The sequence below is a fragment of the Providencia sp. PROV255 genome (assembly GCF_028478065.1).
Classification (GTDB): Bacteria; Pseudomonadota; Gammaproteobacteria; order Enterobacterales; family Enterobacteriaceae; genus Providencia; species Providencia rettgeri.
Genome location: NZ_JAMPMI010000003.1, coordinates 66,439 through 89,129, shown reverse-complemented (window position 1 = coordinate 89,129; position 22,691 = coordinate 66,439). Strand labels below are relative to the sequence as shown.

General features: G+C 40.8%; 27 protein-coding genes. 24 read left to right on the top strand and 3 right to left on the bottom strand.

Going from position 1 to position 22,691, the window contains the following annotated elements:
* The first annotated feature begins 419 nt into the window (after positions 1-419).
* From potA to potD, 4 genes are all read left to right on the top strand, one after another.
* Positions 420-1,529, top strand: coding sequence for a spermidine/putrescine ABC transporter ATP-binding protein PotA (gene potA, locus PR725_RS01855; RefSeq protein WP_004907942.1), 1,110 nt, complete (start codon positions 420-422; stop codon positions 1,527-1,529).
* A complete protein-coding gene (potB, locus tag PR725_RS01850) occupies positions 1,516-2,379 on the top strand; it encodes a spermidine/putrescine ABC transporter permease PotB (RefSeq protein ID WP_004907944.1) in 864 nt (287 codons plus the stop codon). Before potA ends, potB begins: the two co-directional genes overlap by 14 nt.
* A complete protein-coding gene (gene potC / locus PR725_RS01845) occupies positions 2,376-3,164 on the top strand; it encodes a spermidine/putrescine ABC transporter permease PotC (RefSeq protein WP_004907946.1) in 789 nt (262 codons plus the stop codon). Before potB ends, potC begins: the two co-directional genes overlap by 4 nt.
* A 159-nt stretch (positions 3,165-3,323) precedes the next feature.
* Positions 3,324-4,373 carry a spermidine/putrescine ABC transporter substrate-binding protein PotD gene (gene potD, locus PR725_RS01840; RefSeq protein ID WP_004907947.1) on the top strand — a complete coding sequence of 350 codons (1,050 nt, stop codon included), beginning with the start codon at positions 3,324-3,326 and terminating at the stop codon, positions 4,371-4,373.
* A 241-nt stretch (positions 4,374-4,614) separates the two neighbouring features.
* Here potD and PR725_RS01835 read toward each other — a convergent pair whose 3' ends face one another.
* Positions 4,615-5,172 (bottom strand): NADPH-dependent FMN reductase, encoded by a 558-nt coding sequence (locus PR725_RS01835; RefSeq protein ID WP_272513239.1) that lies wholly within the window; start codon positions 5,170-5,172, stop codon positions 4,615-4,617.
* Between the two features lie 302 nt (positions 5,173-5,474).
* On the opposite strand from PR725_RS01835, the gene PR725_RS01830 reads away from it, so the two are divergent.
* The 20 genes from PR725_RS01830 to PR725_RS01735 all read left to right on the top strand — a co-directional run bounded on the left by PR725_RS01830 (position 5,475) and on the right by PR725_RS01735 (position 21,301).
* Complete coding sequence (locus PR725_RS01830) at positions 5,475-6,047, top strand: TetR/AcrR family transcriptional regulator (protein ID WP_109912693.1); 573 nt, start codon at positions 5,475-5,477, stop codon at positions 6,045-6,047.
* Between the two features lie 79 nt (positions 6,048-6,126).
* The gene (locus PR725_RS01825; RefSeq protein WP_110731647.1) at positions 6,127-6,969 is read left to right on the top strand and encodes a transcriptional regulator; all 843 of its coding nucleotides are present in this window, start codon (positions 6,127-6,129) and stop codon (positions 6,967-6,969) included.
* Positions 6,966-7,484, top strand: coding sequence for a FidL-like protein (locus PR725_RS01820; protein ID WP_004907954.1), 519 nt, complete (start codon positions 6,966-6,968; stop codon positions 7,482-7,484). Before PR725_RS01825 ends, PR725_RS01820 begins: the two co-directional genes overlap by 4 nt.
* Positions 7,485-8,198: 714 nt before the next feature.
* Complete coding sequence (locus tag PR725_RS01815; protein ID WP_004249182.1) at positions 8,199-8,477, top strand: BMC domain-containing protein; 279 nt, start codon at positions 8,199-8,201, stop codon at positions 8,475-8,477.
* Positions 8,478-8,497: 20 nt separating this feature from the next.
* On the top strand, positions 8,498-8,782 hold the full coding sequence (locus tag PR725_RS01810) for a BMC domain-containing protein (RefSeq protein ID WP_004907958.1): 285 nt from the start codon (positions 8,498-8,500) through the stop codon (positions 8,780-8,782).
* Between the two features lie 15 nt (positions 8,783-8,797).
* Positions 8,798-9,076: a BMC domain-containing protein gene (locus tag PR725_RS01805; RefSeq protein WP_004259063.1), complete on the top strand. Its 279-nt coding sequence runs from the start codon at positions 8,798-8,800 to the stop codon at positions 9,074-9,076.
* A 70-nt stretch (positions 9,077-9,146) separates the two neighbouring features.
* Entirely contained in the window at positions 9,147-10,781 is a 1,635-nt protein-coding gene (locus PR725_RS01800; protein WP_004907960.1) for an acetaldehyde dehydrogenase (acetylating), read from the top strand.
* A 26-nt stretch (positions 10,782-10,807) separates the two neighbouring features.
* The gene (locus tag PR725_RS01795) at positions 10,808-11,065 is read left to right on the top strand and encodes a EutN/CcmL family microcompartment protein (RefSeq protein ID WP_004259057.1); all 258 of its coding nucleotides are present in this window, start codon (positions 10,808-10,810) and stop codon (positions 11,063-11,065) included.
* A 7-nt stretch (positions 11,066-11,072) separates the two neighbouring features.
* Positions 11,073-12,203 carry a 1-propanol dehydrogenase PduQ gene (locus PR725_RS01790; RefSeq protein ID WP_110731649.1) on the top strand — a complete coding sequence of 377 codons (1,131 nt, stop codon included), beginning with the start codon at positions 11,073-11,075 and terminating at the stop codon, positions 12,201-12,203.
* Between the two features lie 58 nt (positions 12,204-12,261).
* Positions 12,262-15,693 (top strand): choline trimethylamine-lyase, encoded by a 3,432-nt coding sequence (gene cutC, locus PR725_RS01785; RefSeq protein ID WP_109912645.1) that lies wholly within the window; start codon positions 12,262-12,264, stop codon positions 15,691-15,693.
* 93 nt (positions 15,694-15,786) lie between these two features.
* Positions 15,787-16,737 carry a choline TMA-lyase-activating enzyme gene (gene cutD, locus PR725_RS01780; protein ID WP_042851506.1) on the top strand — a complete coding sequence of 317 codons (951 nt, stop codon included), beginning with the start codon at positions 15,787-15,789 and terminating at the stop codon, positions 16,735-16,737.
* Between the two features lie 13 nt (positions 16,738-16,750).
* Positions 16,751-17,188: a BMC domain-containing protein gene (locus PR725_RS01775; RefSeq protein ID WP_004907968.1), complete on the top strand. Its 438-nt coding sequence runs from the start codon at positions 16,751-16,753 to the stop codon at positions 17,186-17,188.
* Positions 17,185-17,829 (top strand): phosphate propanoyltransferase, encoded by a 645-nt coding sequence (locus PR725_RS01770; protein ID WP_004907971.1) that lies wholly within the window; start codon positions 17,185-17,187, stop codon positions 17,827-17,829. The genes PR725_RS01775 and PR725_RS01770 overlap by 4 nt, the downstream gene beginning before the upstream one ends.
* A gap of 14 nt (positions 17,830-17,843) precedes the next feature.
* Positions 17,844-18,536, top strand: coding sequence for a hypothetical protein (locus tag PR725_RS01765; RefSeq protein WP_196719645.1), 693 nt, complete (start codon positions 17,844-17,846; stop codon positions 18,534-18,536).
* Between the two features lie 61 nt (positions 18,537-18,597).
* On the top strand, positions 18,598-19,026 hold the full coding sequence (locus PR725_RS01760) for a DMT family transporter (protein WP_210850706.1): 429 nt from the start codon (positions 18,598-18,600) through the stop codon (positions 19,024-19,026).
* 20 nt (positions 19,027-19,046) lie between these two features.
* Positions 19,047-19,373 (top strand): DMT family transporter, encoded by a 327-nt coding sequence (locus PR725_RS01755; RefSeq protein ID WP_004907976.1) that lies wholly within the window; start codon positions 19,047-19,049, stop codon positions 19,371-19,373.
* 195 nt (positions 19,374-19,568) lie between these two features.
* Positions 19,569-19,904 (top strand): tRNA-binding protein, encoded by a 336-nt coding sequence (locus PR725_RS01750; protein WP_115167990.1) that lies wholly within the window; start codon positions 19,569-19,571, stop codon positions 19,902-19,904.
* Between the two features lie 74 nt (positions 19,905-19,978).
* A complete protein-coding gene (locus tag PR725_RS01745) occupies positions 19,979-20,221 on the top strand; it encodes a type II toxin-antitoxin system ParD family antitoxin (protein ID WP_004907981.1) in 243 nt (80 codons plus the stop codon).
* Entirely contained in the window at positions 20,214-20,519 is a 306-nt protein-coding gene (locus PR725_RS01740) for a type II toxin-antitoxin system RelE/ParE family toxin (protein WP_123382245.1), read from the top strand. The genes PR725_RS01745 and PR725_RS01740 overlap by 8 nt, the downstream gene beginning before the upstream one ends.
* An 80-nt stretch (positions 20,520-20,599) precedes the next feature.
* Complete coding sequence (locus PR725_RS01735) at positions 20,600-21,301, top strand: helix-turn-helix domain-containing protein (protein WP_123382246.1); 702 nt, start codon at positions 20,600-20,602, stop codon at positions 21,299-21,301.
* 74 nt (positions 21,302-21,375) lie between these two features.
* Here the strand turns inward: PR725_RS01735 and PR725_RS01730 are convergent, their stop codons facing one another.
* Together PR725_RS01730 and PR725_RS01725 are read right to left on the bottom strand one after the other, a co-directional pair.
* Complete coding sequence (locus PR725_RS01730; protein WP_115167987.1) at positions 21,376-21,783, bottom strand: DUF2628 domain-containing protein; 408 nt, start codon at positions 21,781-21,783, stop codon at positions 21,376-21,378.
* Positions 21,784-22,002: 219 nt separating this feature from the next.
* Entirely contained in the window at positions 22,003-22,383 is a 381-nt protein-coding gene (locus PR725_RS01725) for a DUF1992 domain-containing protein (RefSeq protein WP_004907989.1), read from the bottom strand.
* Positions 22,384-22,691: the final 308 nt, after the last annotated feature.

The window sequence follows — 22,691 nt, the reverse complement described above, 5'->3', positions numbered from 1 at the left end:
AATAAAAACTATTAATTCCATAATTATTATTATTTTTATTATGAATCATTTTAACTCTATGAATTTCATTGGATTTGACTTAAGTTTTGCCTTCCGATTTTTCATGTAAATCTATAGATATAGACAGACTGATTCTATAGATCGCTATGTCGCTTATTTTTCTAAAAAATCTGTTTTATTTATTGATAATTCATAATGAAAGGCAAACGAAGTTGTGAAAATGGCTTTCAATTTGCAAAAACAGTGTTTATCATGCATGCCTTATGAAGTTTAAATGGCGCTACTGGTTTTGGGCTTTGCTGGGGAAAATTAGTTACTCATGTTACTTAAGTCGACAGAGTAAACCTCCGACAAGCTTATACAGTCTTTAACGGTGGCGGTTCTATCTGCATTATTCCTAGGGATAGAGTGTATAATAAATGACTGAGACAACCTCTCTGACACCACTCATTGAATTAAAATCTTTAAGTAAAGGTTTTGATGGCAAACAAATTATTTCTGAGCTTGACTTAACCATTCAGAACGGTGAGTTTTTGACCATTCTGGGGCCTTCTGGTTGCGGTAAAACGACGGTTTTACGTCTTATTGCTGGGCTGGAAGATGTCGATGATGGTCAAATTATTCTTGATGGTCAAGATATTACGGATATTCCAGCGGAAAACCGCTTTGTAAATACCGTATTCCAAAGCTACGCTTTATTTCCTCATATGACAGTCTTCGACAACGTGGCATTTGGCCTACGCATGCAAAAAACGCCTGCGGCTGAAATCCAAAAACGTGTCGATCAAGCCTTACGTATGGTGCAGCTAGAAGATTTTGCTGAGCGTAGACCCAACCAACTGTCTGGTGGTCAACAACAGCGTGTGGCGATAGCCCGTGCGGTAGTGAATCGCCCGAAAGTCCTATTACTGGATGAATCATTGTCTGCGCTTGATTACAAACTGCGCAAACAAATGCAAAATGAGCTAAAAGCGCTTCAACGAAAACTGGGGATCACGTTTATTTTTGTGACTCACGATCAAGAAGAAGCCTTAGCCATGTCTGATCGAATCATTGTGATGCGTGAAGGGAAAATTGAGCAAGACGGAACACCTCGTGAAATCTATGAGGAACCAAAAAACCTGTTTGTTGCTCAATTTATTGGTGAAATTAATATTTTTGATGCGAAAGTATTGTATCGCATTGATGATAAACGTATTCGTGCCAATGTTGAAGGCCACGAATGCGATATTTTTACCGAGCTCTCTGTCAAAGAAGGGCAGCACGTTAGTGTGTTATTACGTCCTGAAGACTTACGTGTTGAAGAGGTGAATGATGCAGATAACTATCCGGGGCTGATTGGCTACGTTCGTGAGCGTAACTATAAAGGCATGACGTTAGATTCAGTGGTTGAAATGGAAGATGGCAAAATTGTCATGGTAAGCGAATTCTTCAATGAAGATGACCCCGATGTCGACCACTCCCTTAACCAAAAAGTTGCTGTAACTTGGGTTGAAAGTTGGGAGGTAGTTCTGGATGATCATTCGTAAGCATAAAATTTTGCAGAACGTTATTATCACCGGGGTGGTCGCCTGGCTGCTGCTGTTCGTCTTTTTGCCTAATATTATGATTATTGGCACTAGCTTTTTGACGCGCAGTGACACCAACTTAGTTGACTTAGTTTTTACATGGGATAACTACATTCGCTTGTCTGACCCGATGTATGCAGAGGTCATGTTGCACTCGCTCAATATGGCGGTGATAGCAACCTTTTTCTGTTTGGTTATCGGCTATCCATTTGCCTTTATATTGGCAAGGTTACCGAAACGGATACAACCGTTGATGCTATTTTTGTTAATTGTGCCATTTTGGACCAATTCATTGATTCGTATTTACGGGTTAAAAGTTTTTCTTAGTACCAAAGGGTACTTAAATGACTTTTTACTGTGGGTTGGTGTTATCGATAAACCATTGAAAATTATGTATACACCTGAGGCCGTAATATTAGGCCTTATCTATATATTGTTGCCGTTTATGGTGATGCCACTGTATTCAAGTATTGAAAAGTTGGATAAGTCATATATAGAAGCTGCAAAGGATCTCGGAGCGAATAAATTTCAACGGTTCGTGAAAATCATCATTCCTTTAACGATGCCAGGAATTATTGCAGGTTGCTTGCTGGTTTTATTACCTGCAATGGGGCTGTTCTATGTGGCGGATTTAATGGGTGGTGCGAAAAATCTACTGATTGGTAACGTGATTAAGAGCCAGTTCTTAAATATTCGAGATTGGCCATTCGGGGCAGCAACAAGCATTTTCCTCACGGCGATGATGGGATTATTGCTGTATGTGTATTACCGAGCAGCTAAGCTTCTGAATAAAAAGGCATATGAAGAATGATCGGACGTACTCTGCGTGGTGGCTTTATGGCCATCATCTACGCTTATCTTTATATTCCAATCATCATTTTGATTGTTAATTCCTTTAATGAATCGCGTTTTGGTATTCAGTGGCAAGGGTTTTCAACCAAATGGTATGAGCTACTAAGTAATAACGATAGCTTATTAGAAGCCGCAGGGCATTCATTAACCATGGCTGTTTTGTCTGCGACCTTCGCAACAGCTATTGGTACACTAACGGCTGTCGCATTATTTCGTTATCGTTTTAGAGGGAAACCATTCGTCGGTGGTATGTTATTTGTGGTAATGATGTCCCCTGATATCGTTATGGCGATTTCGTTATTGGTTCTATTTATGATCCTTGGGGTCTCGTTAGGCTTTTGGTCATTACTTTTTTCCCATATTACATTTTGTTTACCCTTTGTGGTGGTGACAGTGTATGCAAGGTTAAAGGATTTTGATGTAAAAATGCTAGAAGCAGCACGTGACCTTGGTGCGGGTGAGTTTACTATTTTAAGAAAAATCATTTTGCCATTAGCGCTACCCGCGGTTGTGGCAGGATGGTTACTGAGCTTTACATTGTCGATGGACGATGTGGTGGTTTCGTCATTTGTCACGGGGCCAAGCTATGAAATTTTGCCACTGAAAATATATTCAATGGTAAAAGTTGGGGTTTCCCCAGAAGTAAATGCTTTGGCGACAGTGTTGTTGATTATGTCCTTGCTACTTGTTTGTTTAAGTCAATGGGTGATGCGGGATAAATACTCGAAAAAAGCGAGATCATAAACGATTGGTAGCGCTGGTTTTTCTATAACAGCGCCTTTTTGATGCCATGCGGCGAGAGGGTGGGCTTCATTTAGCCTATAAGATATATGCCCTAAATAACTCAAGTGGTTACTTGATGTATATAGGGATAAAAAACACTTTGTTGAGGGAAACTCAGTAATGAAAAAATGGTCCTACCTACTGGCAGCAGGGTTAATGGCTGCAAGTATTGGCACGGCAACTGCCGCTGACGATAACAAAGACGTACTGTATTTCTATAACTGGACAGAATATGTTCCCCCCGGTTTATTAGAGCAATTCACCAAAGAAACTGGCATCAAGGTGATTTACTCCACCTATGAATCAAACGAAAGTATGTATACCAAGTTAAAGACCTATAAAGAAGGGGCTTATGACTTGGTGGTACCTTCGACTTATTTTATTGCCAAAATGAGTAAAGAAGGGATGCTACAAAAAATTGATCAAAGCAAACTGACCAATTTTAAAAATCTTGATCCAAACTTAATTCATAAAGAATTCGACCCGAATAATGATTATTCTGTACCTTATATTTGGGGAGCTACGGGGATTGGTATTAACGGTGAAGCGGTTGACCCACAATCTATCACCTCATGGGCAGATTTTTGGAAGCCTGAATATAAAAATAGCCTGCTGATGATGGATGATGCACGGGAAGTTTTCCAAGTTGCGCTCACCAAGTTAGGTTATTCAGGTAATACTACTGACCCGAAACAAATTGAAGAAGCTTATAAAGAGCTACAAAAACTACGTCCAAATATTTTAGCCTTTAACTCTGACAACCCAGCGACACCATTTATTGAAGGTGAAGTGGATGTCGGTATGTTATGGAATGGCTCTGCGTTCGTTGCACGGCAAGCAGGCTTACCAATTGAAGTGGTATGGCCAAAAGAAGGCGGAATTTTTTGGATGGATAGCTTAGCGATTCCCGCCAATGCAAAAAATGTGGAAGGGGCTCATAAGCTAATTAATTTCTTATTGCGTCCAGAAATTGCGGCTCAAGTGGCTGAATCTATTGGTTACCCAACACCAAATTTAGCCGCTAAAAAATTATTACCTGCTGAGATTGCCAATGACCCATCACTTTATCCAAGTGAAGAAGTTCTGCAAAAAGGCGAATGGCAAAGCGACGTGGGGAATACCAATATCCTGTATGAAGAGTATTTCCAAAAGCTCAAAGCAGGGCGTTAATTGCTGTTTTAGTAGTAAGCCAAATAGTGTTTGAAGATAAAACAAAGGCATCACAATCGTGATGCCTTGAGGTTGTTGACAAAGCGCGATAAAAGCGTGGTTTTTCCCGCTTTGTGTTATCAGCTGAAAATCAATAAATTGATTTTCCTAATTTATTTTCAAAACCTATTAGACTTACTGCCAAACATAATAGGTTTGGCAGCAGTCTGAAAGCATCACAATCGTGATGCTTTTTTAAAGGCTAATGTTTGGCATTATGGCCAACAAATTTCACAAAGGTATCTACCCACGGTTGTAGGAAATCTTTACTTTTTGGTGAGATGTTACCTTGTTCATCGACCATACCGTCATACCATTTTAGGAAACACTCAGGCTGGTTCATGGTCGGCATATTTAAAAATGCCAGGCTGTTGCGTAAGTGCTGTTGGGCAATTGCTGTGCTGATATTACCAATAGAAACACCTAAAACGCCTGCTGGAATAGCATCCCACGAGTTATCTCCCCATGGACGAGAACCTTGGTCTATTGCATTTTTCAATACGCCAGGCATTGAACGGTTATATTCAGGGGTGGCAAAAATAATGCCATCACAAGCTTTAATTTGAGATTTAAAATTGGCCACAACTGAGGGCACATTTTGGTCTGCATCTTGGTTGTAGAGAGGTAGTTCACCAATATTGATAAAGTTAAACGTGAAATTCGCGGGGAATAATTTAGTTATGGCTTTAGCGACAACTAAATTGTAAGAATCAGCACGTAAGCTACCAACAATAACGCCAATATTGTATTGATTTGACATGATAAAACCTCTTTCACGGATAGTTAATTAGGAATATTGCAAACCGATATTACTTCTTCAGAATTTTATTTCGTTGTTATCATTAAACATCATAATCTGAATGTGTGCAAAACTAAGTTAAATTAATTAAGTCAATGAGCATCAAAAAAAATTGATATTTTAAAATTAACTATGGGGATACAACAGCTCATAATTCGATATTGTGAGTCCTCTTCCACTATTTAGATTTACCCATGAACAAATCAGGGTTACTTGATTTTAGTCAAAATGAAACATACCGACTGGTCGGTATCATTCATCGCATGAACAAATCCGCGCAGCATAGAAAAAAAGACCCAATCAAGCTTCAAGTGGAGCTACTGAAAGCTGCTCGTATTATTGCGGGTAGAGAAGGGATTTCTTCGTTATCTCTCAATGCAGTAGCAAGAGAAGCGGGTGTCAGTAAAGGTGGATTGATGCACCATTTTCCCTCGAAGCAAGAGCTTATTCATGCCCTTTTCCTTCAATTGCTGGAAATTATGGATGAGCGGATAAATATCATTATGGAGAATGACCAAAACACTTATGGACGCTTTTCTCGTGCGTATTTGCATTACATCGGTGAGTTAAAAGAGTCAGATGAAAGTTTTCAACTTGCCTTACTGTCCTTAGCGATGCCAACTGAGCCTGTATTACGCCAGTGTTGGCGAGATTGGGTAGCCAGCCATTTAGCGAAGGGCGATGAGTTTGATAACAGTTATTTAGGGGCGTTAGTACGTTATGCGGCTGATGGGTTATGGCTTTCGTCATTGACTGAGGGAGAAACATTATCACAGCAAGAACGTGATGCGATTGTTAGTCGGCTAACGGCAATATCATTTGAAAAAATTCCATAAGTAAAAACAGTACATAAGTAAAAATAGTAATAATAACGGTAGTGCAATTTTATTCATAAAATAAGCACATGAGGCGACAGTGAAATATAAAATCAATGCTTTCATTCTATATGATGCAGTTGATGGCACTTTATCTTTAAAAGAAGATGAGGTGGATACACAGCTGTCGATAACTGCCAATGCATTATTATTTTATTTTATTCAACACAGAGGCGTTGTTTCTCGAGATGAGGTATTAAAAGCGGTATGGGATGATAATGGATTAGTTTCATCGAACAGTAATTTAAACCAATACCTAAGTATATTAAGAAAAGCATTTCGCCCATATGGTATTGAAAATATTATTGTGACAGTTGCTCGTGGGCGATTAGAATTTAATTCCGATGTTTCCCTTGAATTAATTGATGATATTAAAATTCCTCAAACTGAATTAATAACTAGCTTAAGTGAAATAGAAGCAGCAGCGGTTGTTTTATCTCCAATTCCCAAACCCATTTCTGTCCCTAAAGATCCCCAAAGAATAGAATCAACATTGACGCCAGAAAAAAAAGAAATTTGTTGGTATCTCGCTAGTGGTGCTTTTTTATTGTGTTCTGTTTTACTCGCGACGATGGCTTATTTATCAAACCAACCGTCAGTGCCGATTAACATGACGGTACTTGAGCATACTAATTGTGATGTGTTATCGAATGAAAAAATGATCAATAACACCGTAGCACTAAACTATGTACAAAACTTTGATAAAGTAAGAGATAACTTAAATCTAGAATGTGTTGAGAAAGAACGATTTGTTTTTTTCTATGGCGATAAACTGCAAACAAATGGACTGGGGCGAGTGTTCCTAGCGCATTGCGCAGTCAATGAAGACAATCCCTTTAGCTATTGCGATAATTACTTTTACTATTCTTGGAAACCATCATGAAGATATCAGGAAAAGTATTATGCTTACTGAGCTTTTTACTATTTATTATTGTAGTGATTTACACTCAATCGGTTTTATTTTCAAATAAACAAGATGGTTTAATGGTGTGTTCCACGAAAGGCATCATGCGTTTTGAAAACATGAAAGATGAAAACGTTAATGGCAATATTCACTTCAATTTTGGCGCGAATGGAAAAGGATCAATTGTAGTAGAAGGTTATACCGACTCCAAAGCGGGATGGTTGTATTTACAACGCTATGTGAAATTTAACTATACGACAAAGCGCATTTCGCCTACTGAACGACACTATAATATTAGCCAATGGGAAGCGAGTGCTTCTTCTATTGATGAATCTCCCGATGTAATATTTGATTACTTTATGCGAGAAATGTCAGATAGCCATGACGGTTTGTTTCTGAATGCGCAAAAGCTCAATGACAAAGCCTTATTACTAAGCTCAATCAATTCCCCTCTTTATATTTGTACACTCAAGCCGGGCAGTAAGTTTGATTAATCGCAGGATGATTAAAAGGCGAGACGAGGTATTTTATTGATCCCTTCCTGAGTTATCTAGGCTATTTACCTTCCTCCATGAACTTAAATTATTGTGACACGATACAGCTTTAGCCGCCTTGTATATTTGCACGATACATCAAATTGTACTACGACTGACGGCGCTAATTTACTCTTGTCACCTAGATGTGTGTTACATTTTTTACCGTCATTAGCCCAACCGCATTTATGTGCTTTATTCTGATATCCTGCAACAGAGAATCAACTATTCTATCAACAACGGCTTAGCAAAGCTTATAAGCAGGTGAGCCGTCCCACAGTTATTACTCTCTAAATTACCCCCACTTATCAGCTCGATAATATCTTGTTAACAATTCCATTGATTAACATCAATTCTGTTTTTTATCCATTTTCACTCTCCAGATAGATACGTGAATTTTTATTTTTTTTAGCATGGTTATATGAATCGACTACTAAATCATTCTAATTTTCAGAGTAAAAAACTAATTATAATGAATGCGTGGATTTATATTTTGTTTTTATTTTTCAGCTCTATAGTGAGTTTGAAGCCAAAGGCTGCGTTCAATAAATCACCGCGCAGACACCATTGGCGTAAATGATTACCCAGATTCTTCAAGGGACATGTACTCGGACACATCAACTTGAAGCATCAGCGGTAAAGAAAAACAAAGAAGGCTTTTCGGAGGAAACAACAATGGGTGATGCATTAGGTCTTATTGAAACTAAAGGTCTGGTGGCTTGTATTGAAGCGGCGGATGCCATGTGCAAAGCGGCGAATGTTGAGCTAATTGGCTATGAAAATGTCGGTTCAGGCCTCGTGACTGCGATGGTCAAAGGCGATGTGGGTGCAGTCAAAGCGGCTGTCGATTCAGGCGTTGAGTCAGCTCAACGTGTTGGCGAAGTCGTGACTTCACTGGTCATTGCGCGTCCACACAACGATATCAACAAAATCGTTATTAAACATAAGGCATAACTTTTTCCGGAGGAAAAAACATGGGTGACGCATTAGGTCTTATTGAAACTCAAGGGTTAGTGGCTTGTATTGAAGCTGCGGACTCGATGTGCAAAGCCGCAAACGTTGTGCTGATTGGTTATGAAAATGTTGGGTCAGGTTTAGTTACCGCCATGGTCAAGGGCGATGTGGGCGCAGTGAAAGCTGCCGTAGATTCAGGTGTTGAATCTGCCTCTCGCGTTGGCACCGTCGTGACATCTTTGGTTATCGCACGTCCTCATAACGATATCCAAAAAATCGTCTCCCAGTATAAAGTCACGGAATAAAACAGGAAATTACTTATGAAAGAAGCACTTGGTCTAATTGAAACCAAAGGTTTAGTGGCGTGTATTGAAGCTGCTGATGCCATGTGTAAAGCCGCGAATGTTGAGCTAATTGGTTATGAAAATGTGGGTTCAGGGCTAGTAACAGCAATGGTTAAAGGTGATGTCGGTGCCGTTAACGCTGCTGTTGAGTCTGGTGTTGAGGCGGCAAAACGTATCGGAACTGTGGTGACTTCACGTGTTATTGCAAGACCACACAACGATATTGGCAAAATTGCACAGCAACACAAAGCCTAAGTTGTTGGCTGATTAGTAAATAAAACCACAAGTTAATGAGTTAATTTTTGACTCCGATACGGGGGAAGACATGGTTGCATTAGATAAAGATCTGCAATCCAGACAACTAGCAAGAGAGCTGGTTAGAAACGCGAAACAAGCACAGAAAGAATTTGCGACATTTTCGCAGGAAAAAATCGACAGTATTGTTAAGCACATCGCGATTGAGTCGGCACTTCATGCAGAAGAGCTGGCAAAAATGGCCAATGAAGAAACAGGGTTCGGTAAGTGGCAAGATAAAGTCCTGAAGAACACTTTTGCTTCAATACGTGTTTATGAACACATTAAAGATCTCAAAACCGTTGGCATCATTAATGATGACAAAATCAACAAAGTTATGGATGTGGGTGTCCCTCTTGGTGTGATTACGGCGTTAGTACCTTCTACTAACCCAACATCTACCATCATCTACAAAACGTTGATTGCCTTGAAGGCAGGTAATGCCATTGTCTTTTCCCCTCACCCAAATGCGAAAGCCTGTAGTTTTCGTACATTAGAAATTGTCAAAAAAGCCGCATTAGAAGCAGGGGCACCAGCGGGTATTGTGGATGGCGTCACGATGTTGACTCTTGAAGCAACGAAAGAACTGATGCACAGCAAAGACGTTTCTTTAATTTTGGCAACGGGAGGTGAAGGCATGGTACGCGCAGCTTACGCATCCGGTACACCAACCATTAGTGGCGGTCCAGGTAATGGCCCTGCATTTATTGAACGTAGCGCCAATATCAAACAAGCGGTGAGTGACATCATCACCAGTAAAACTTTTGATAACGGTGTCATTTGCGCTTCAGAACAATCCATCATTGTAGAACGTTGCATTTACAACGAAGTTCATCGTGAACTACTCGCTCAAGGCGCTTACTTCATGAATGAAGACGAAGCGAAACGCATGGCATCCATGCTGCTAAGAGCGAATGGCACTATCAACCCAGAAGTGGTGGGTAAAGATGCCATCACATTAAGCCAGCGTGCAGGTTTCACTGTTCCAGCTAATACGCGTGTGTTGATTGCTCTGCAAGACACGGTATCACCGAAAAACCCATACTCCCGGGAAAAATTATGCCCAATTTTAGGGATGTATATCGAGGAAGACTGGCAGTCAGCTTGTCACCGTGTAGTTGACTTACTGACCAATGAAGGTCTCGGCCATACTTTGGTTATTCACACACAAAACGAAGATGTTATTCGTCAATTTTCTCTGGAAAAACCCGTTAATCGCATTTTGATTAATACACCAGCTGCATTGGGTGGGATCGGCGCAACGACCAATATCACGCCAGCGTTAACACTGGGTTGTGGCGCAGTAGGTGGTGGCTCTAGCTCCGATAACGTCGGCCCGATGAACTTGCTGAACATCCGTAAAGTCGGTTATGGCGTACGTTCCATTGATGATTTAAGACAGCCCGCCCAGTCTTGTACTTCTGCCCAGCCAGCGGTATCAGCAGCCGGCAATCAACCGCAAGTCAGCATTTTTGATGATAACCGCTTCCGTAACCCTGTTGCAGCGACAACGTCAGCGGTGACTGCTAACCCAACAGGCGACGACCGATTTGGCAGTACGGCAACGACGGCTGCGATTGCTGAGGCAGTGGTTTCTCAAGGTGATATTACTGAAGAAAATGTTGAGCAAATCATCAAGGCCGTTCTCGGACGCCTAAATAAGTAACTTATTGGAATAAGGCGGTATAAACCATGATCCTCGCAAAGGTAGTTGGACATGTTGTTGCAACGCAGAAATGCCAAGAACTTAGCGGCAGTAACTTATTGATGGTAACCAAGCTAGGGGATGACCTTGAACCGTTGAAAAACAAAACGTATGTGGCAGTCGACAGTGTTGGCGCAGGTATTAACGACATTGTTTTAGCTGAAGCTTACTTCGCTTTGAATAAAGACAATTACAAAGCCATGTCAGTGGTTGCCATTGTTGAGAAGGTTTATACCAAGGAGTAAAAACAGCATGAACCAGTTTTTGATTAAACCTAAAGTTCAATTCGGTGCGAATGCATTGGACTTTATCTCACACATGAGTGCTCACCATGCCTTTATCGTCACTGACAAAGCGATGGTGAAGTTTGGCTTAGCCGATGAAGTCACTCGCAGGTTAACCCAAAGTGGCATCACATTTTCAATTTACGATGATGTTAAGCCAGATCCTGATATTTCAGCCATTGTTAACGGTATGAAAATCATGGATATGCAATATCCAGATGTGGTGATTGCACTCGGTGGTGGGTCGGTTATTGATGCTGCGAAAGCTGTTATTTACTCCCTCTGGCACACAAAAAAAGACGTCAGCCGCGTTAAACCACAGTTTATTGCCATCCCAACTACCAGTGGGACGGGCTCAGAAGTGACGTCGTTTTCAGTGATCAAATCCCAGTCTGAAAAACTGGTTTTGGTTGATGAGTTCATGCTGCCAGATGTGGCTATCTTAGACCCTGCACTGGTGAAGTCAGTACCCGCTTCTATTACGGCAGACACAGGTATGGACGTGCTATGCCACGCGCTAGAAGCCTATGTTTCTCGCACTGCATCTGACTTTTCTGATGCCTTAGCTGAAAAAGCGGTGCAATTAGTGTTCGGCCATTTAATTGACTGCTATCGCGATGGTAGCAACTTAGTGGCTCGCGAAAAAATGCATAACGCGTCATGTATTGCGGGAATGGCTTTTACCAATGCCTCATTGGGAATAACGCATAGCTTAGCCCATGCATTAGGCGGCGTATTCCATATTCCTCATGGCCGTGCCAATGCGTTGTTGATGGCGCAAGTCGTGGCTTTCAATGCGGATTTAGAAGGGCGATGCGATAACGAAGCTGCAAAACGTTATGCCCATCTCGCAAAAAATTTAAGTTTACCTGCCTCAACAATACGTGAAGGTGTTGAAAGCCTAATTGTGGCAATCAACGTATTGAAAGATGAAATGAATATGCCAAAAGGCATTCAAGCAACCGGCACTAATGAATTCGATTTTAACGCCCGTTTAGGGGAAATGGTTGGGCAAGCACTGCGCGATAGTTGCACTCCGACCAATCCACGGGATGTGAGCAAGGTGCAACTGGAAGTGCTGTATAGACAGTCTTTTTAACAGTTAACGCTTTTATGTGATGAACAACAAACTAGAAAGAACATCAGGATAGGCTAACATGAATAAATATGCTTTGACCCCACGCGTAAAAATGCTGGCTGAACGCTTAAGTGCCCGCAACAGCTCAATTATTACTGAACGTGCCAATATTTTAGAAGCGCTTGGCAACCAACTGTCTGGCGCACCGCAGGCGATTAAACCTGCCCAACGTTTTTATGAATTTATCCGTCATTTTCCGGCATTTATTGCTCAAGATGAGCTGATTATTGGTAGCCAATCATCGACCCCTCGCGGAGCGATTTTTCATACTGAAAATGAAATCAATAGCCACAGTATTTATACCTTTTTAGCTGGCGATAGCACCATCGATGCGCCAGATTACTTAGCGGTATTAAACATCGGCTTTTTAGCTATCAAAGCACAGTTAGAGAACAAAGTTAGAAACATTGGTAGTGCGGTCAGTCGCAATAGTATTGATGAGGCAAATAACTGCCGTTCGGCAATTTACGCATGTGATGCGGCCATTCATTTTGCACAAGCTTTAGCTTCTAAAGCAGAGAGCATGGCAGCGGCAGAATCTAATCAATACCGTCGTGCAGAATTACAAGAAAGTGCAGCGATTTTACGCAATGTACCGGCAAAACCGGCGCAAACTTTTAAAGAAGCGTGCCAAGCTTTCTACTTACTTCAATTAATCCTGCATTTAGAAAATGGTAGCTATGCCGTTAACCCAATGGGATTCGATAAAGCGGTCTATCCATTCTACCAACGTGATATTGAACAAGGCCGTTTGACCCAAGCACAAGCTTATGAAATTGTAGAAAGCTTATGGTTGAAACTGGCTGAACTCTCTGAAGTTCGCTCAACCAAGCAAGTTGATGGCTACCCAATGTTTGATGCATTGAAAGACGGCATTTATCTGAATGACCCACGCGTATGCCTTAACGAATTATCAGCCATGATGTTATCCGCACATGAAAACATCAGCGCTATCAATAATGGATTGAAAGTCCGTTTATATTGTGGAAAAAATAGCGTTCAGCCGCAATATGCAGCACCAAATGCCAGCTATGTTGCGCCGGCAGCTCAAGCTGAAACTGAATTCAAAGTCATGGAAGGTTTAACGCCTCGCTTACAGCGCTTGCGTAACCGTTACTTAGAAGCGCGTCCAAGCGTGTCTATCTACCGCGCACTCGCTTTTACTGAAGTTGTCAAAAATAACCCAGGTTTACCGCCAATTTTATTGCGTGCGAAAGCATTCCGCCGTGCTTGTGAAACTGCACCAATCTTAATTCAACCTGAAGAGCTGATTGTGGGGCATCCATGTGGTAAAGCCCGCGCAGGTGCATTCTCACCGGATATCGCATGGCGCTGGGTAGTCGAAGAACTCGATACAATGAGCACACGTCCACAAGATCCGTTTGTTATCTCTGAAGAAGATAAAAAAGTGATCCGCGAGGAAATCGCTCCATTCTGGGAAGGCCGTTCACTGGATGAAATTTGTGAAGCTCAATACCGTGAAGCGGGAGTCTGGGAATTCAGTGGTGAAACTTTCGTCAGTGACTTGTCTTATCACCAAATCAATGGCGGTGGGGATACTTGCCCCGGTTATGACGTGTTGTTATTCACCAAAGGAATGAATGGCATCAAAGCAGATGCTCAGGCGAAACTGGCTGAATTAAGCATGGAAAACCCTGATGATATTGATCGCATTTATTTCTATAAAGCGTCAATTGAAACCTGTGAAGGGGTGATTGCGTATTCACACCGCATTGCTGCCCATGCTCGCGAATTAGCGGTGCTGGAGTCAGACCAAAAACGCCGTGAAGAATTGCTGACTATCGCACAAGTCAACGAAAACGTGCCAGCGAATCCGCCGGTGACGTTACAAGAAGCATTACAAAGCATTTGGACAGTTGAGTCACTGTTTGAAATCGAAGAAAACCAAACTGGCCTTTCTTTGGGACGTCTTGACCAATATTGCTTACCAATGTACGAAAACGACATCAAAACAGGCCGCTTAACCCAAGACCAAGCATTAGAAATGATGCAGGCATTTATTATCAAATGTGCGGAATTAATGTGGATGTCGAGCGAATTAGGCGCGAAATATTTCGCAGGTTATCAGCCATTTATCAACTTAACAGTGGGTGGACAAAAACGTTCAGGTGGCGATGCATGTAACGACTTAACCTACTTAATTATGGATGCGGTTCGCTTTGTTAAAGTGTATCAGCCATCTCTGGCTTGCCGTATTCATAACCAATCACCACAGAAATACATGGAAAAAATCGTTGATGTGGTGAAAGCCGGTATGGGCTTCCCTGCCTGTCACTTCGATGATTCCCACATCAAAATGATGCTGCGTAAAGGTTTTGACTTTGAAGATGCGCGTGATTACTGCTTGATGGGCTGTGTAGAGCCACAGAAATCTGGCCGTATTTATCAATGGACTTCAACGGGTTACACCCAATGGCCAATTGCGATTGAATTCGTATTAAACCGTGGCCGCATGGTGTTATTCGATAGCTATCAAGGTTTAGATACCGGTGACTTACGTGAGCTAAAAACATTCGAAGACTTTGATAATGCTGTGAAAGCGCAGATAGCTCATATTGTTCGCTTATCAGCTATCGGTACCGTCATCAGCCAACGTGTTCACCGTGATGTGGCACCAAAACCATTAATGTCCTTGCTGGTGGAAGGCTGTATGGAAAAAGGCAAGGACGTTGCGGCAGGTGGGGCGATGATCAACCACGGCCCAGGGCTGATTTTCTCTGGTCTGGCGACCTATGTTGACTCGATTGTCGCTATTCGCAAATTGGTTTACGAAGATGGCCGCTACACACTTGAGCAAATTCGTGATGGCTTATTAGCAAACTTTGAAGGCTACGACGAACTACGCCGTGACTGCTTAAATGCACCTAAATTTGGTAACGATGATGACTACGTTGACCAATATGCGCTGGATATTACGGAGTGGACAGAGCGTGAGTGCCGGAAGTACGACATGTTGTATTCAACACTGAGCCACGGAACCTTATCCATCTCTAACAACACGCCGATTGGTGAGTTAACCGCCGCGAGTGCCAACGGTCGCTTGGCTTGGATGCCGTTATCAGATGGTATCAGCCCGACACAAGGTGCGGATAAACAAGGCCCAACTGCCATCATTAAATCAATCAGTAAAATGAATGTTGAAACGATGAACATTGGCATGGTGCATAACTTTAAGTTCTTAAAAGGCTTATTGGACACACCAGAAGGTCGTCACGGTTTAATCACCTTGTTGAGAACCGCGTCTATCTTAGGCAATGGCCAAATGCAGTTCAGCTATGTCGATAACGAAATGCTGAAAAAAGCCCAGCAAGAGCCTGAAAAATATCGTGATTTAATCGTTCGTGTTGCAGGTTACAGTGCCTACTTCGTCGAACTTTGTAAAGAAGTTCAAGATGAAATTATTAGCCGTACTGTGATTGAGAAGTTCTAAATCAACGCTGGCAGGTATGGCTTCATACCTGCCATGTCATACCGGCTATTTAATAACAACAATAATAAATTTTGAACTGATTTTAGAGGTGCAATGATGAGCGCGGCAGAAATTAAAGGTCGGATATTTAATATCCAAAAATACTCGATTTATGATGGCGACGGTATTCGGACGCTGATTTTCTTAAAAGGGTGCAATATTCGTTGCCCGTGGTGTGCTAACCCTGAAGGGTTAAGCAGCCAGTTCCAAGTGATGTTTTCCCACGATAAATGCGTCAATTGTGGGAAATGTGTTGATGTCTGCCCTACAGGGATCCACTACAAAACCATTAATGACCAAGGTGAACAAATTCACCGTGTGAATCGCAGTATTGACTGCATTGGTTGTCGTAAATGCGAAGAGGTGTGTATTGGTGGCGCGTTAGACATCATGGGGAAAGATGTCACGGTAGCTGAAATGATGGACATCATTATGCAAGATTATGATTTTTATATTTCTTCTGGTGGTGGCGTAACAATCGGTGGTGGCGAAATGAGCCTACAAACCGATTTTGCCGTCGCGCTGCTGCGGGAGTGTAAAAAAATGATGATCAATACGGCGATAGAAACCCAAGGGACGACATCATTAGAAAATTATGAAAAGTTATCTGAAGTTGTCGACCTGTTCCTCTATGACATTAAGCACATTGATACTGTTCAGCATAAAAACCTATTCGGCATTGGTAATGAAAATGTTCGCCGCAACCTCGAAAGACTGGTTGATCTCGGTGCGAACGTCGTCGTCAGAATGCCACTCGTTCGTGGTTATAACGACTCCTTTGATGCCATCACGGGGGCGATTCACTATGCGATGGAATTGTCCAAACGCGGCAATGTAAAACGCATCGATATTCTGCCTTATCACCAGTTGGGGCGTGGTAAATACGACAAGCTGGATATGATTTATCCCGTTAAGCAAGACCCAACCTATAGTGCAGAAGAATTAGACCAACTTGAAGCATTCTTCAAACAATTTGATTTCGATATTCGACTGGTTCGTCACTAAGTAGGAGAGACAGATGAAAAGTTTAGGCGTAATTGAAACTCGGGGACTGACATCCGCTATACAGGCTGCAGATGCGGCATGCAAAGCAGCCAGCGTAGAAATTGTAGGTTATCGAAAAATAGGTTCTGGACTGGTATCCGTTTGTTTTCAAGGGGAAATCAGTGCGGTTCGTACTGCGGTTGACCACGGCATTGAGGTCATCGCGAATAGCCAACTATTAGTCGGCTCATTAGTCATTGCTCGCCCAGAAGAAAGTGTTATCAGCAAACTGCTTACCGTGAAAAGCAAAAAAGGCGAATTAGAGAAAAGTATTCAGCCGGAAGTGAAAGCCGAAAAACTAGTGGAAAAAGTGGTCGTTGAAACTAAAACGGAAGCACCAGTGGCTGAAGTCAAAACCGACATCAATGCGAAAGACGTCAAAAATGACCCGCGTAAAGGGAAAAAATCATGATGAATGAGCAATTGATGGGGAAAATACTGGCTCGGCTTTCAGCTTACACACCAGCACAAGCAGGTGTCGCTAACATTGCTATCCCTGTCGGAATATCTAACCGCCATGTTCATCTTTCACAGCAGGACGTTGAAGCCTTGTTTGGCCAAGGTTATCAGCTAACGCCATTCAAAGATTTAAAACAGCCGGGGCAATTTGCTGCGAAAGAATGCGTCATGGTGGTGGGGCCAAAAGGGTCGATTAGCAAAGTCAGAGTATTGGGACCCGTTCGCCCAAAAACGCAGCTCGAAGTGTCTAAGGCCGACTGCTTTGCCCTTGGTATAAAAGCGCCGGTAAGAGAGTCTGGTGACATGGCAGGTTCAGGCAATGCTTTACTGATTGGCCCCGCAGGGCATGTCAATCTTGAATCACAAGTCATTTGTGCTCAGCGCCATATTCATATGAGTGTGATGGATGCGAGAGCCTTAAATGTGGTGAATGGGCAAAAAGTGAATATCCGTACAGAAGGTGAGCGTCGCTTGGTGTTCGATGAGGTTGTCGTGAGGGTTGATGAGCGATTTTCCCTTGAGTTTCATATCGATACTGATGAGGCGAATGCTGCGGGATTACGTAATAACGATAGCGTATTCATCGCGGGTTAAGGGATGGTGGCAAAATGAACGAAAAACTGATTGAACAAATTGTGCAGCAAGTTTTACGTCAGTTAAAGCGACAAGTTTTGGTTGTGCTATCGCCAGTTGAGGGGTACCAGCAAGCCATTTACCAAAGGCTGGCACAGCTAGAGTCTGTGGCTTTTTCCTTTTATGCCACCGCATCCATGCTTCAGTCTTCCCAAGTTGAAAAATGGGCTGAACTGGGAAGTGTTATAAATAAACACACCTTATCAATAAATGGGTTAAGTCATTATGACAGCCTGTTTTTACCTTTTATTGATGCAAAAGTAGTTGGTGAGATAGCCAATGGTTTGTTTGCCAGTGAAGAAAGTGAATTAGTCTTGTGTGCCTTATCACAAAACATGCCTATATTGGCATTGAAATACCATTGCTGCCCTGAAAGTGAATTAAGTCAGGTTTTAGGTTTAAATAAAAATGAAAATTATAATCGTCTGATTAAAGAAAATATTAGTAAGGCTATCAAGTTAGGTATTCATTTCGATTCATTAAATGAAATAGAAAAGAAAATATCAACGAATGAACTTTCTGAATGTTTAAAACCTGAAATAAATAATGAACACCCAAGTCGCTATATTACTTTAAAAGAAGTAATGAATAACCCTAGGGGGTACTGTGCGAATGAAAATAAATTAACGGATTCAGCAATCGATTATTTAAAGTCTCTTAAAAAATAAAGCTATTTAATCAAATTAAAAATTAATTTTAATCTTTCTATTTATCGTAGGAGTATTATCTATGTCCCCTAAAGCAAAGTCATGGCTTTGGATGCTGGCGGTTATTATTTCTGAAACCTCAGCCACATCGACCTTAAAAATGTTTGATAACAGTGAAGGCATGACCAAATCATTATTATTGGCATTAATCGTTGTGTTGTATGTTATTTGTTACTACTCACTCTCTCGCGCAGTAAAATATATTCCAGTTGGTTTAGCTTATGCTACATGGTCAGGTACAGGAATTTTAATGGTTTCTACGCTGGGCATGTTGTTTTATGGTCAACATCCAGATACTGCGGCCATAATTGGAATGGTGGTGATTGCAAGTGGTATTGTGATCATGAATCTATTCTCTAAGATGGGCTCAGATGATCCGGAAGAAACAGAATTATCGAAAGATGAAACTGAGTCTTCATTAATATCCGCAAAAAATAACACTGCTCATTAATTCACGCTAAGGGGAATATTATGTTTACTGGATTTTTATGGTTAGCGCTTTCTATTGGCTCTGAAATAACGGGCACCTCAATGATTAAAAAGACTAATAGCTTTAGCAAATTAGGTCCATCGGTATTAGTTATTATTGCTTATTGTTTATGCTATTTTGCCTTAACTCGTGCAATGGGTTATATCCCAGTCGGTGTTGCGTATTCACTGTGGTGTGGGTTTGGTATTGTCGGTGTAACTTTAGTTTCTATGATTTTATATAAACAAAAACCGGATTTTCCAGCGGTATTTGCGATGGGATTAATTATCTCTGGTGGGATCATTATGAATACATTTTCAACAATGTAATTAACAAGAAATTTTTATTTCAACCTATTTCCTGTCTTGTATCTTTTGCCCTCAATTTCTAATGAGGGCTATTTTTTGCTTATCTTCTTAACTCATGATGGTCTGGCTACATAAAATGACGTTTTGGCGATAAAAAGCTAAATCTGTTATATGTTAATTTATTACACATAAGCAATTTAATTCAGGAATAAATTTATGCAAATTATTGAATGGGATGATTTTACTCGTGTTGAAATGCGTGTGGGTACCATTGTTAGTGCACAAATTAACAGTAAAGCCAAAAAACCAGCTTATGTGATGGAAGTCGACCTAGGTGAATTGGGTATCAAGTGCTCAAGCGCACAGATCACCGTCAATTATACGCCAGAAGATTTGATTGGTAAGCGAGTGCTATGTGTATGCAACTTCGAGGTTAAGCGAATCGCGGGGATCAAGTCTGAAGTATTAATTACAGGGGCTCCCGATGAAACAGGGGCTATTGTTCTTGCAGAGTTTAACTTACCTTTGCCGAATGGTGCGCTTCTAGCCTAATGACTACATGGATTGATTTTATAGCGATAACCCACTAAAATATTTGTGTTAATAATTAACACAAAGGTGATCCTATGGCTCGTACCACAAGTGTGACAATCGGAGCGCAATTAGATGAATTTGTAAATCAACTGATTTCGTCTGGAAGGTATGGCTCAACAAGTGAAGTTGTTCGCTCCGCACTGCGTTTACTTGAAGCTCAAGAAAAACAAACGGCAGCATTAAAGATGCTAATTGATGCCGGTGAAAAAAGCGGTGAATCATCATTAACACTCCACGATATCGCCAAGAAAGTGAAGAATGCACATAATGTATAAACTTTCTAACTTAGCCGCTAAAGATTTTGAAGGAATATTTGAATATACTTTAATCAATTTTGGTGTCAGGAAAGCGGATGAGTATACAAAAAGTTTACATTGCGTATTAGAAATGCTTAGCTCCAATCCTTTGATAGGACTGGAGTGTGCGGAAATTTCAGTGGAAATTAGACGTTATAATCATTCTAAGCATGTCATTTTTTATCGACATAGAACCAACGATATCTTTGTTATACGTGTTCTTCACCAGCAAATGGAACCGCTGAAACACTTCTATTTTGATGAATTTGCTAAATAGGCTGGTCACTTCTTCTATAGCTATATTGCTGCCAATAGCCCTATACTCTTACTATTCATTGACTGTGGGAGTATAACCCTTTGCGATTGCCTGAGCTTCATTTTCGCCAATATTCGAACGAAGTCATTTCTCATCAACATGATGGGCAGTGGCAAGTTATTCTGTCGTTATCTGGGCAAATGGAAATCAATATGTATCGCCAGCATTTTTTACTCAATGCAGGCAAGGGGATGGTGATCCCGCCAAGTGTTAATCACGCTTTTAGTGGACAGGTCGGCAATCAAAATTATGTATTAGAAATGCCAGCCACAGCACAATGGGCATTAAGTGAAAAAATGACGGAATTTACTCTGACACCTGCCGCAGTCGGTTTTTTGAATTGGCTGCAAAGTTTTCCACAAGCTCCCGAACATAATTTTACTGTTGCCCGTTTGTTATTGGCCCAGTTAAAACCTGAAAAAAAATGGATTGATGAAGTTTCTCAATGGGTGGAGCTGCGTTTACATCATCCTATTAGTTGTGAAGATATGGCGACCGCTTTTTGTATGTCAGTGAGTACGCTTCAACGAAAAATAAAGGCAGAAGCACAATTAACAGCGATGCAATTTTTATTACAAAAACGTATGGAAGCGGCAGGGAGCTTGTTATTAACCAACACATCAATAGAACAAATTGCATTAGCAGTGGGTTATGACTCACATTCCTCATTTAGTCACGCATTTCGCCAATTTTATGGCAAAACGCCGAATGAATATCGTTTGCAGAGTGTTAATTTAGAGTAGCTATTTATTCTAAATTTTATTTTACGGTAAAAATTAGCTGCCTTGCCAGCAGCCAACTTTGATTTGATCGTCACTTAAAGCATTCGGATCCCTTCAAACGGATTCCAATTATCCAATCCTTTGGTTTCTTTAATATAATAAGCATAGTTAGCAATCATTGCCCACATTGCGGACATACCGACAGATACCCCGGTATAAACTGCATTTGGGATAGTTCCACCAATCATAAAATCAATAATATTCAAAACCAGACCAACCCCAATAGTGATACCAAGCATCACTAACCCTTTTTTCCAAAGTCCTAAAATCAGGAAATAAATAATACCGAAGAAGAAAGCAAAAATGTTCATGTTAATGAGAATACGCTCACCGAAAGAGGCGGCTTTTAACGCTGCTTTGAATTCAGGTGTATTAGGTGCACCATACTTATCAAAGAAATCAAAACGTTTTTGCCATTTACTAGAATATTGTTTCTGTTCCATCTTTATCCCTTGTCTATTAATAATAAAGTCGAGGTTGATAATACTGAGATGTTCACATAAATATAGGGGGAAATAGTCTTAATATGATTATTGCGGAGCTTTCTTAAAAAAGTGTTAAGAAACTATAGAAAATGGCAAATTACTCGTATATTTACTCGGTTACTATTTGACATAAGTTTATTTGCTATTTGCTATTTGCTATTTGCTATTTGCTATTTGCTATTTGCTATTTGGTTTATTATTTATTTGTTCAGAAATTGAATCTGCATAATTACCATGTAAAAAATCGGTATTGACATTGGCTTGCTTGAGCTTTAATTCAAGCAAAGCCAGCTGTTTACTCATTGATGTATAATTTGGGTCATCCACTGATAGGCTTTGTAACATGTGGCTAAGTGTCAGTGCATCTTTTCTTTGCTGTAATTCTGCGGGTAAATAACCTGAATTTTTCAATATCCGATATCCAGCCCTGAGTTCAGGCGGAACCAGGCTATCATCTTCAAGCTGCAAAGCTTTACCTTCCCCTGCTAAATTTGTAAGTTCTCCTCTGCTTAGTGCTTCTTGTATGTGGCGTTCAGCCCAAAGGTCGATAACTGACATTATAGAGGCTCCATGAGTTAATTTTCTGACATTATAACCTTCCATGACAGTGTAAATAAAGTTGGCATATTATGCTTTATTAGGTTTGTTATTTCGAGTTATAAGTAAGGTTTTATCGAGTATTGATAAATAAGGGTTTTCCGATTTATATAAAATAAAACCGCTAAAAAATGATATTTAATTAGTGATAAATGACGAAAAAAAGCCATAGATAATATGAAAATTGTTATGTTGACCACACTTATCGAAATTAATTTACTAAAACTATTTTGGTTGTAATTATCTTCTTTAGCTAAATTAATAATATT

What these genes read in the sequence shown, in the direction of transcription:
- potA (WP_004907942.1), top strand. Translation starts at nt 420, where the DNA reads ATGACTGAGACAACCTCTCTGACACCACTCATTGAATTAAAATCTTTA.
- potB (WP_004907944.1), top strand. Translation starts at nt 1,516, where the DNA reads ATGATCATTCGTAAGCATAAAATTTTGCAGAACGTTATTATCACCGGG.
- potC (WP_004907946.1), top strand. Translation starts at nt 2,376, where the DNA reads ATGATCGGACGTACTCTGCGTGGTGGCTTTATGGCCATCATCTACGCT.
- potD (WP_004907947.1), top strand. Translation starts at nt 3,324, where the DNA reads ATGAAAAAATGGTCCTACCTACTGGCAGCAGGGTTAATGGCTGCAAGT.
- PR725_RS01835 (WP_272513239.1), bottom strand. Translation starts at nt 5,172, where the DNA reads ATGTCAAATCAATACAATATTGGCGTTATTGTTGGTAGCTTACGTGCT.
- PR725_RS01830 (WP_109912693.1), top strand. Translation starts at nt 5,475, where the DNA reads ATGAACAAATCCGCGCAGCATAGAAAAAAAGACCCAATCAAGCTTCAA.
- PR725_RS01820 (WP_004907954.1), top strand. Translation starts at nt 6,966, where the DNA reads ATGAAGATATCAGGAAAAGTATTATGCTTACTGAGCTTTTTACTATTT.
- PR725_RS01815 (WP_004249182.1), top strand. Translation starts at nt 8,199, where the DNA reads ATGGGTGATGCATTAGGTCTTATTGAAACTAAAGGTCTGGTGGCTTGT.
- PR725_RS01810 (WP_004907958.1), top strand. Translation starts at nt 8,498, where the DNA reads ATGGGTGACGCATTAGGTCTTATTGAAACTCAAGGGTTAGTGGCTTGT.
- PR725_RS01805 (WP_004259063.1), top strand. Translation starts at nt 8,798, where the DNA reads ATGAAAGAAGCACTTGGTCTAATTGAAACCAAAGGTTTAGTGGCGTGT.
- PR725_RS01800 (WP_004907960.1), top strand. Translation starts at nt 9,147, where the DNA reads ATGGTTGCATTAGATAAAGATCTGCAATCCAGACAACTAGCAAGAGAG.
- PR725_RS01795 (WP_004259057.1), top strand. Translation starts at nt 10,808, where the DNA reads ATGATCCTCGCAAAGGTAGTTGGACATGTTGTTGCAACGCAGAAATGC.
- PR725_RS01790 (WP_110731649.1), top strand. Translation starts at nt 11,073, where the DNA reads ATGAACCAGTTTTTGATTAAACCTAAAGTTCAATTCGGTGCGAATGCA.
- cutC (WP_109912645.1), top strand. Translation starts at nt 12,262, where the DNA reads ATGAATAAATATGCTTTGACCCCACGCGTAAAAATGCTGGCTGAACGC.
- cutD (WP_042851506.1), top strand. Translation starts at nt 15,787, where the DNA reads ATGATGAGCGCGGCAGAAATTAAAGGTCGGATATTTAATATCCAAAAA.
- PR725_RS01775 (WP_004907968.1), top strand. Translation starts at nt 16,751, where the DNA reads ATGAAAAGTTTAGGCGTAATTGAAACTCGGGGACTGACATCCGCTATA.
- PR725_RS01770 (WP_004907971.1), top strand. Translation starts at nt 17,185, where the DNA reads ATGATGAATGAGCAATTGATGGGGAAAATACTGGCTCGGCTTTCAGCT.
- PR725_RS01765 (WP_196719645.1), top strand. Translation starts at nt 17,844, where the DNA reads ATGAACGAAAAACTGATTGAACAAATTGTGCAGCAAGTTTTACGTCAG.
- PR725_RS01760 (WP_210850706.1), top strand. Translation starts at nt 18,598, where the DNA reads ATGTCCCCTAAAGCAAAGTCATGGCTTTGGATGCTGGCGGTTATTATT.
- PR725_RS01755 (WP_004907976.1), top strand. Translation starts at nt 19,047, where the DNA reads ATGTTTACTGGATTTTTATGGTTAGCGCTTTCTATTGGCTCTGAAATA.
- PR725_RS01750 (WP_115167990.1), top strand. Translation starts at nt 19,569, where the DNA reads ATGCAAATTATTGAATGGGATGATTTTACTCGTGTTGAAATGCGTGTG.
- PR725_RS01745 (WP_004907981.1), top strand. Translation starts at nt 19,979, where the DNA reads ATGGCTCGTACCACAAGTGTGACAATCGGAGCGCAATTAGATGAATTT.
- PR725_RS01740 (WP_123382245.1), top strand. Translation starts at nt 20,214, where the DNA reads ATGTATAAACTTTCTAACTTAGCCGCTAAAGATTTTGAAGGAATATTT.
- PR725_RS01730 (WP_115167987.1), bottom strand. Translation starts at nt 21,783, where the DNA reads ATGGAACAGAAACAATATTCTAGTAAATGGCAAAAACGTTTTGATTTC.
- PR725_RS01725 (WP_004907989.1), bottom strand. Translation starts at nt 22,383, where the DNA reads ATGTCAGTTATCGACCTTTGGGCTGAACGCCACATACAAGAAGCACTA.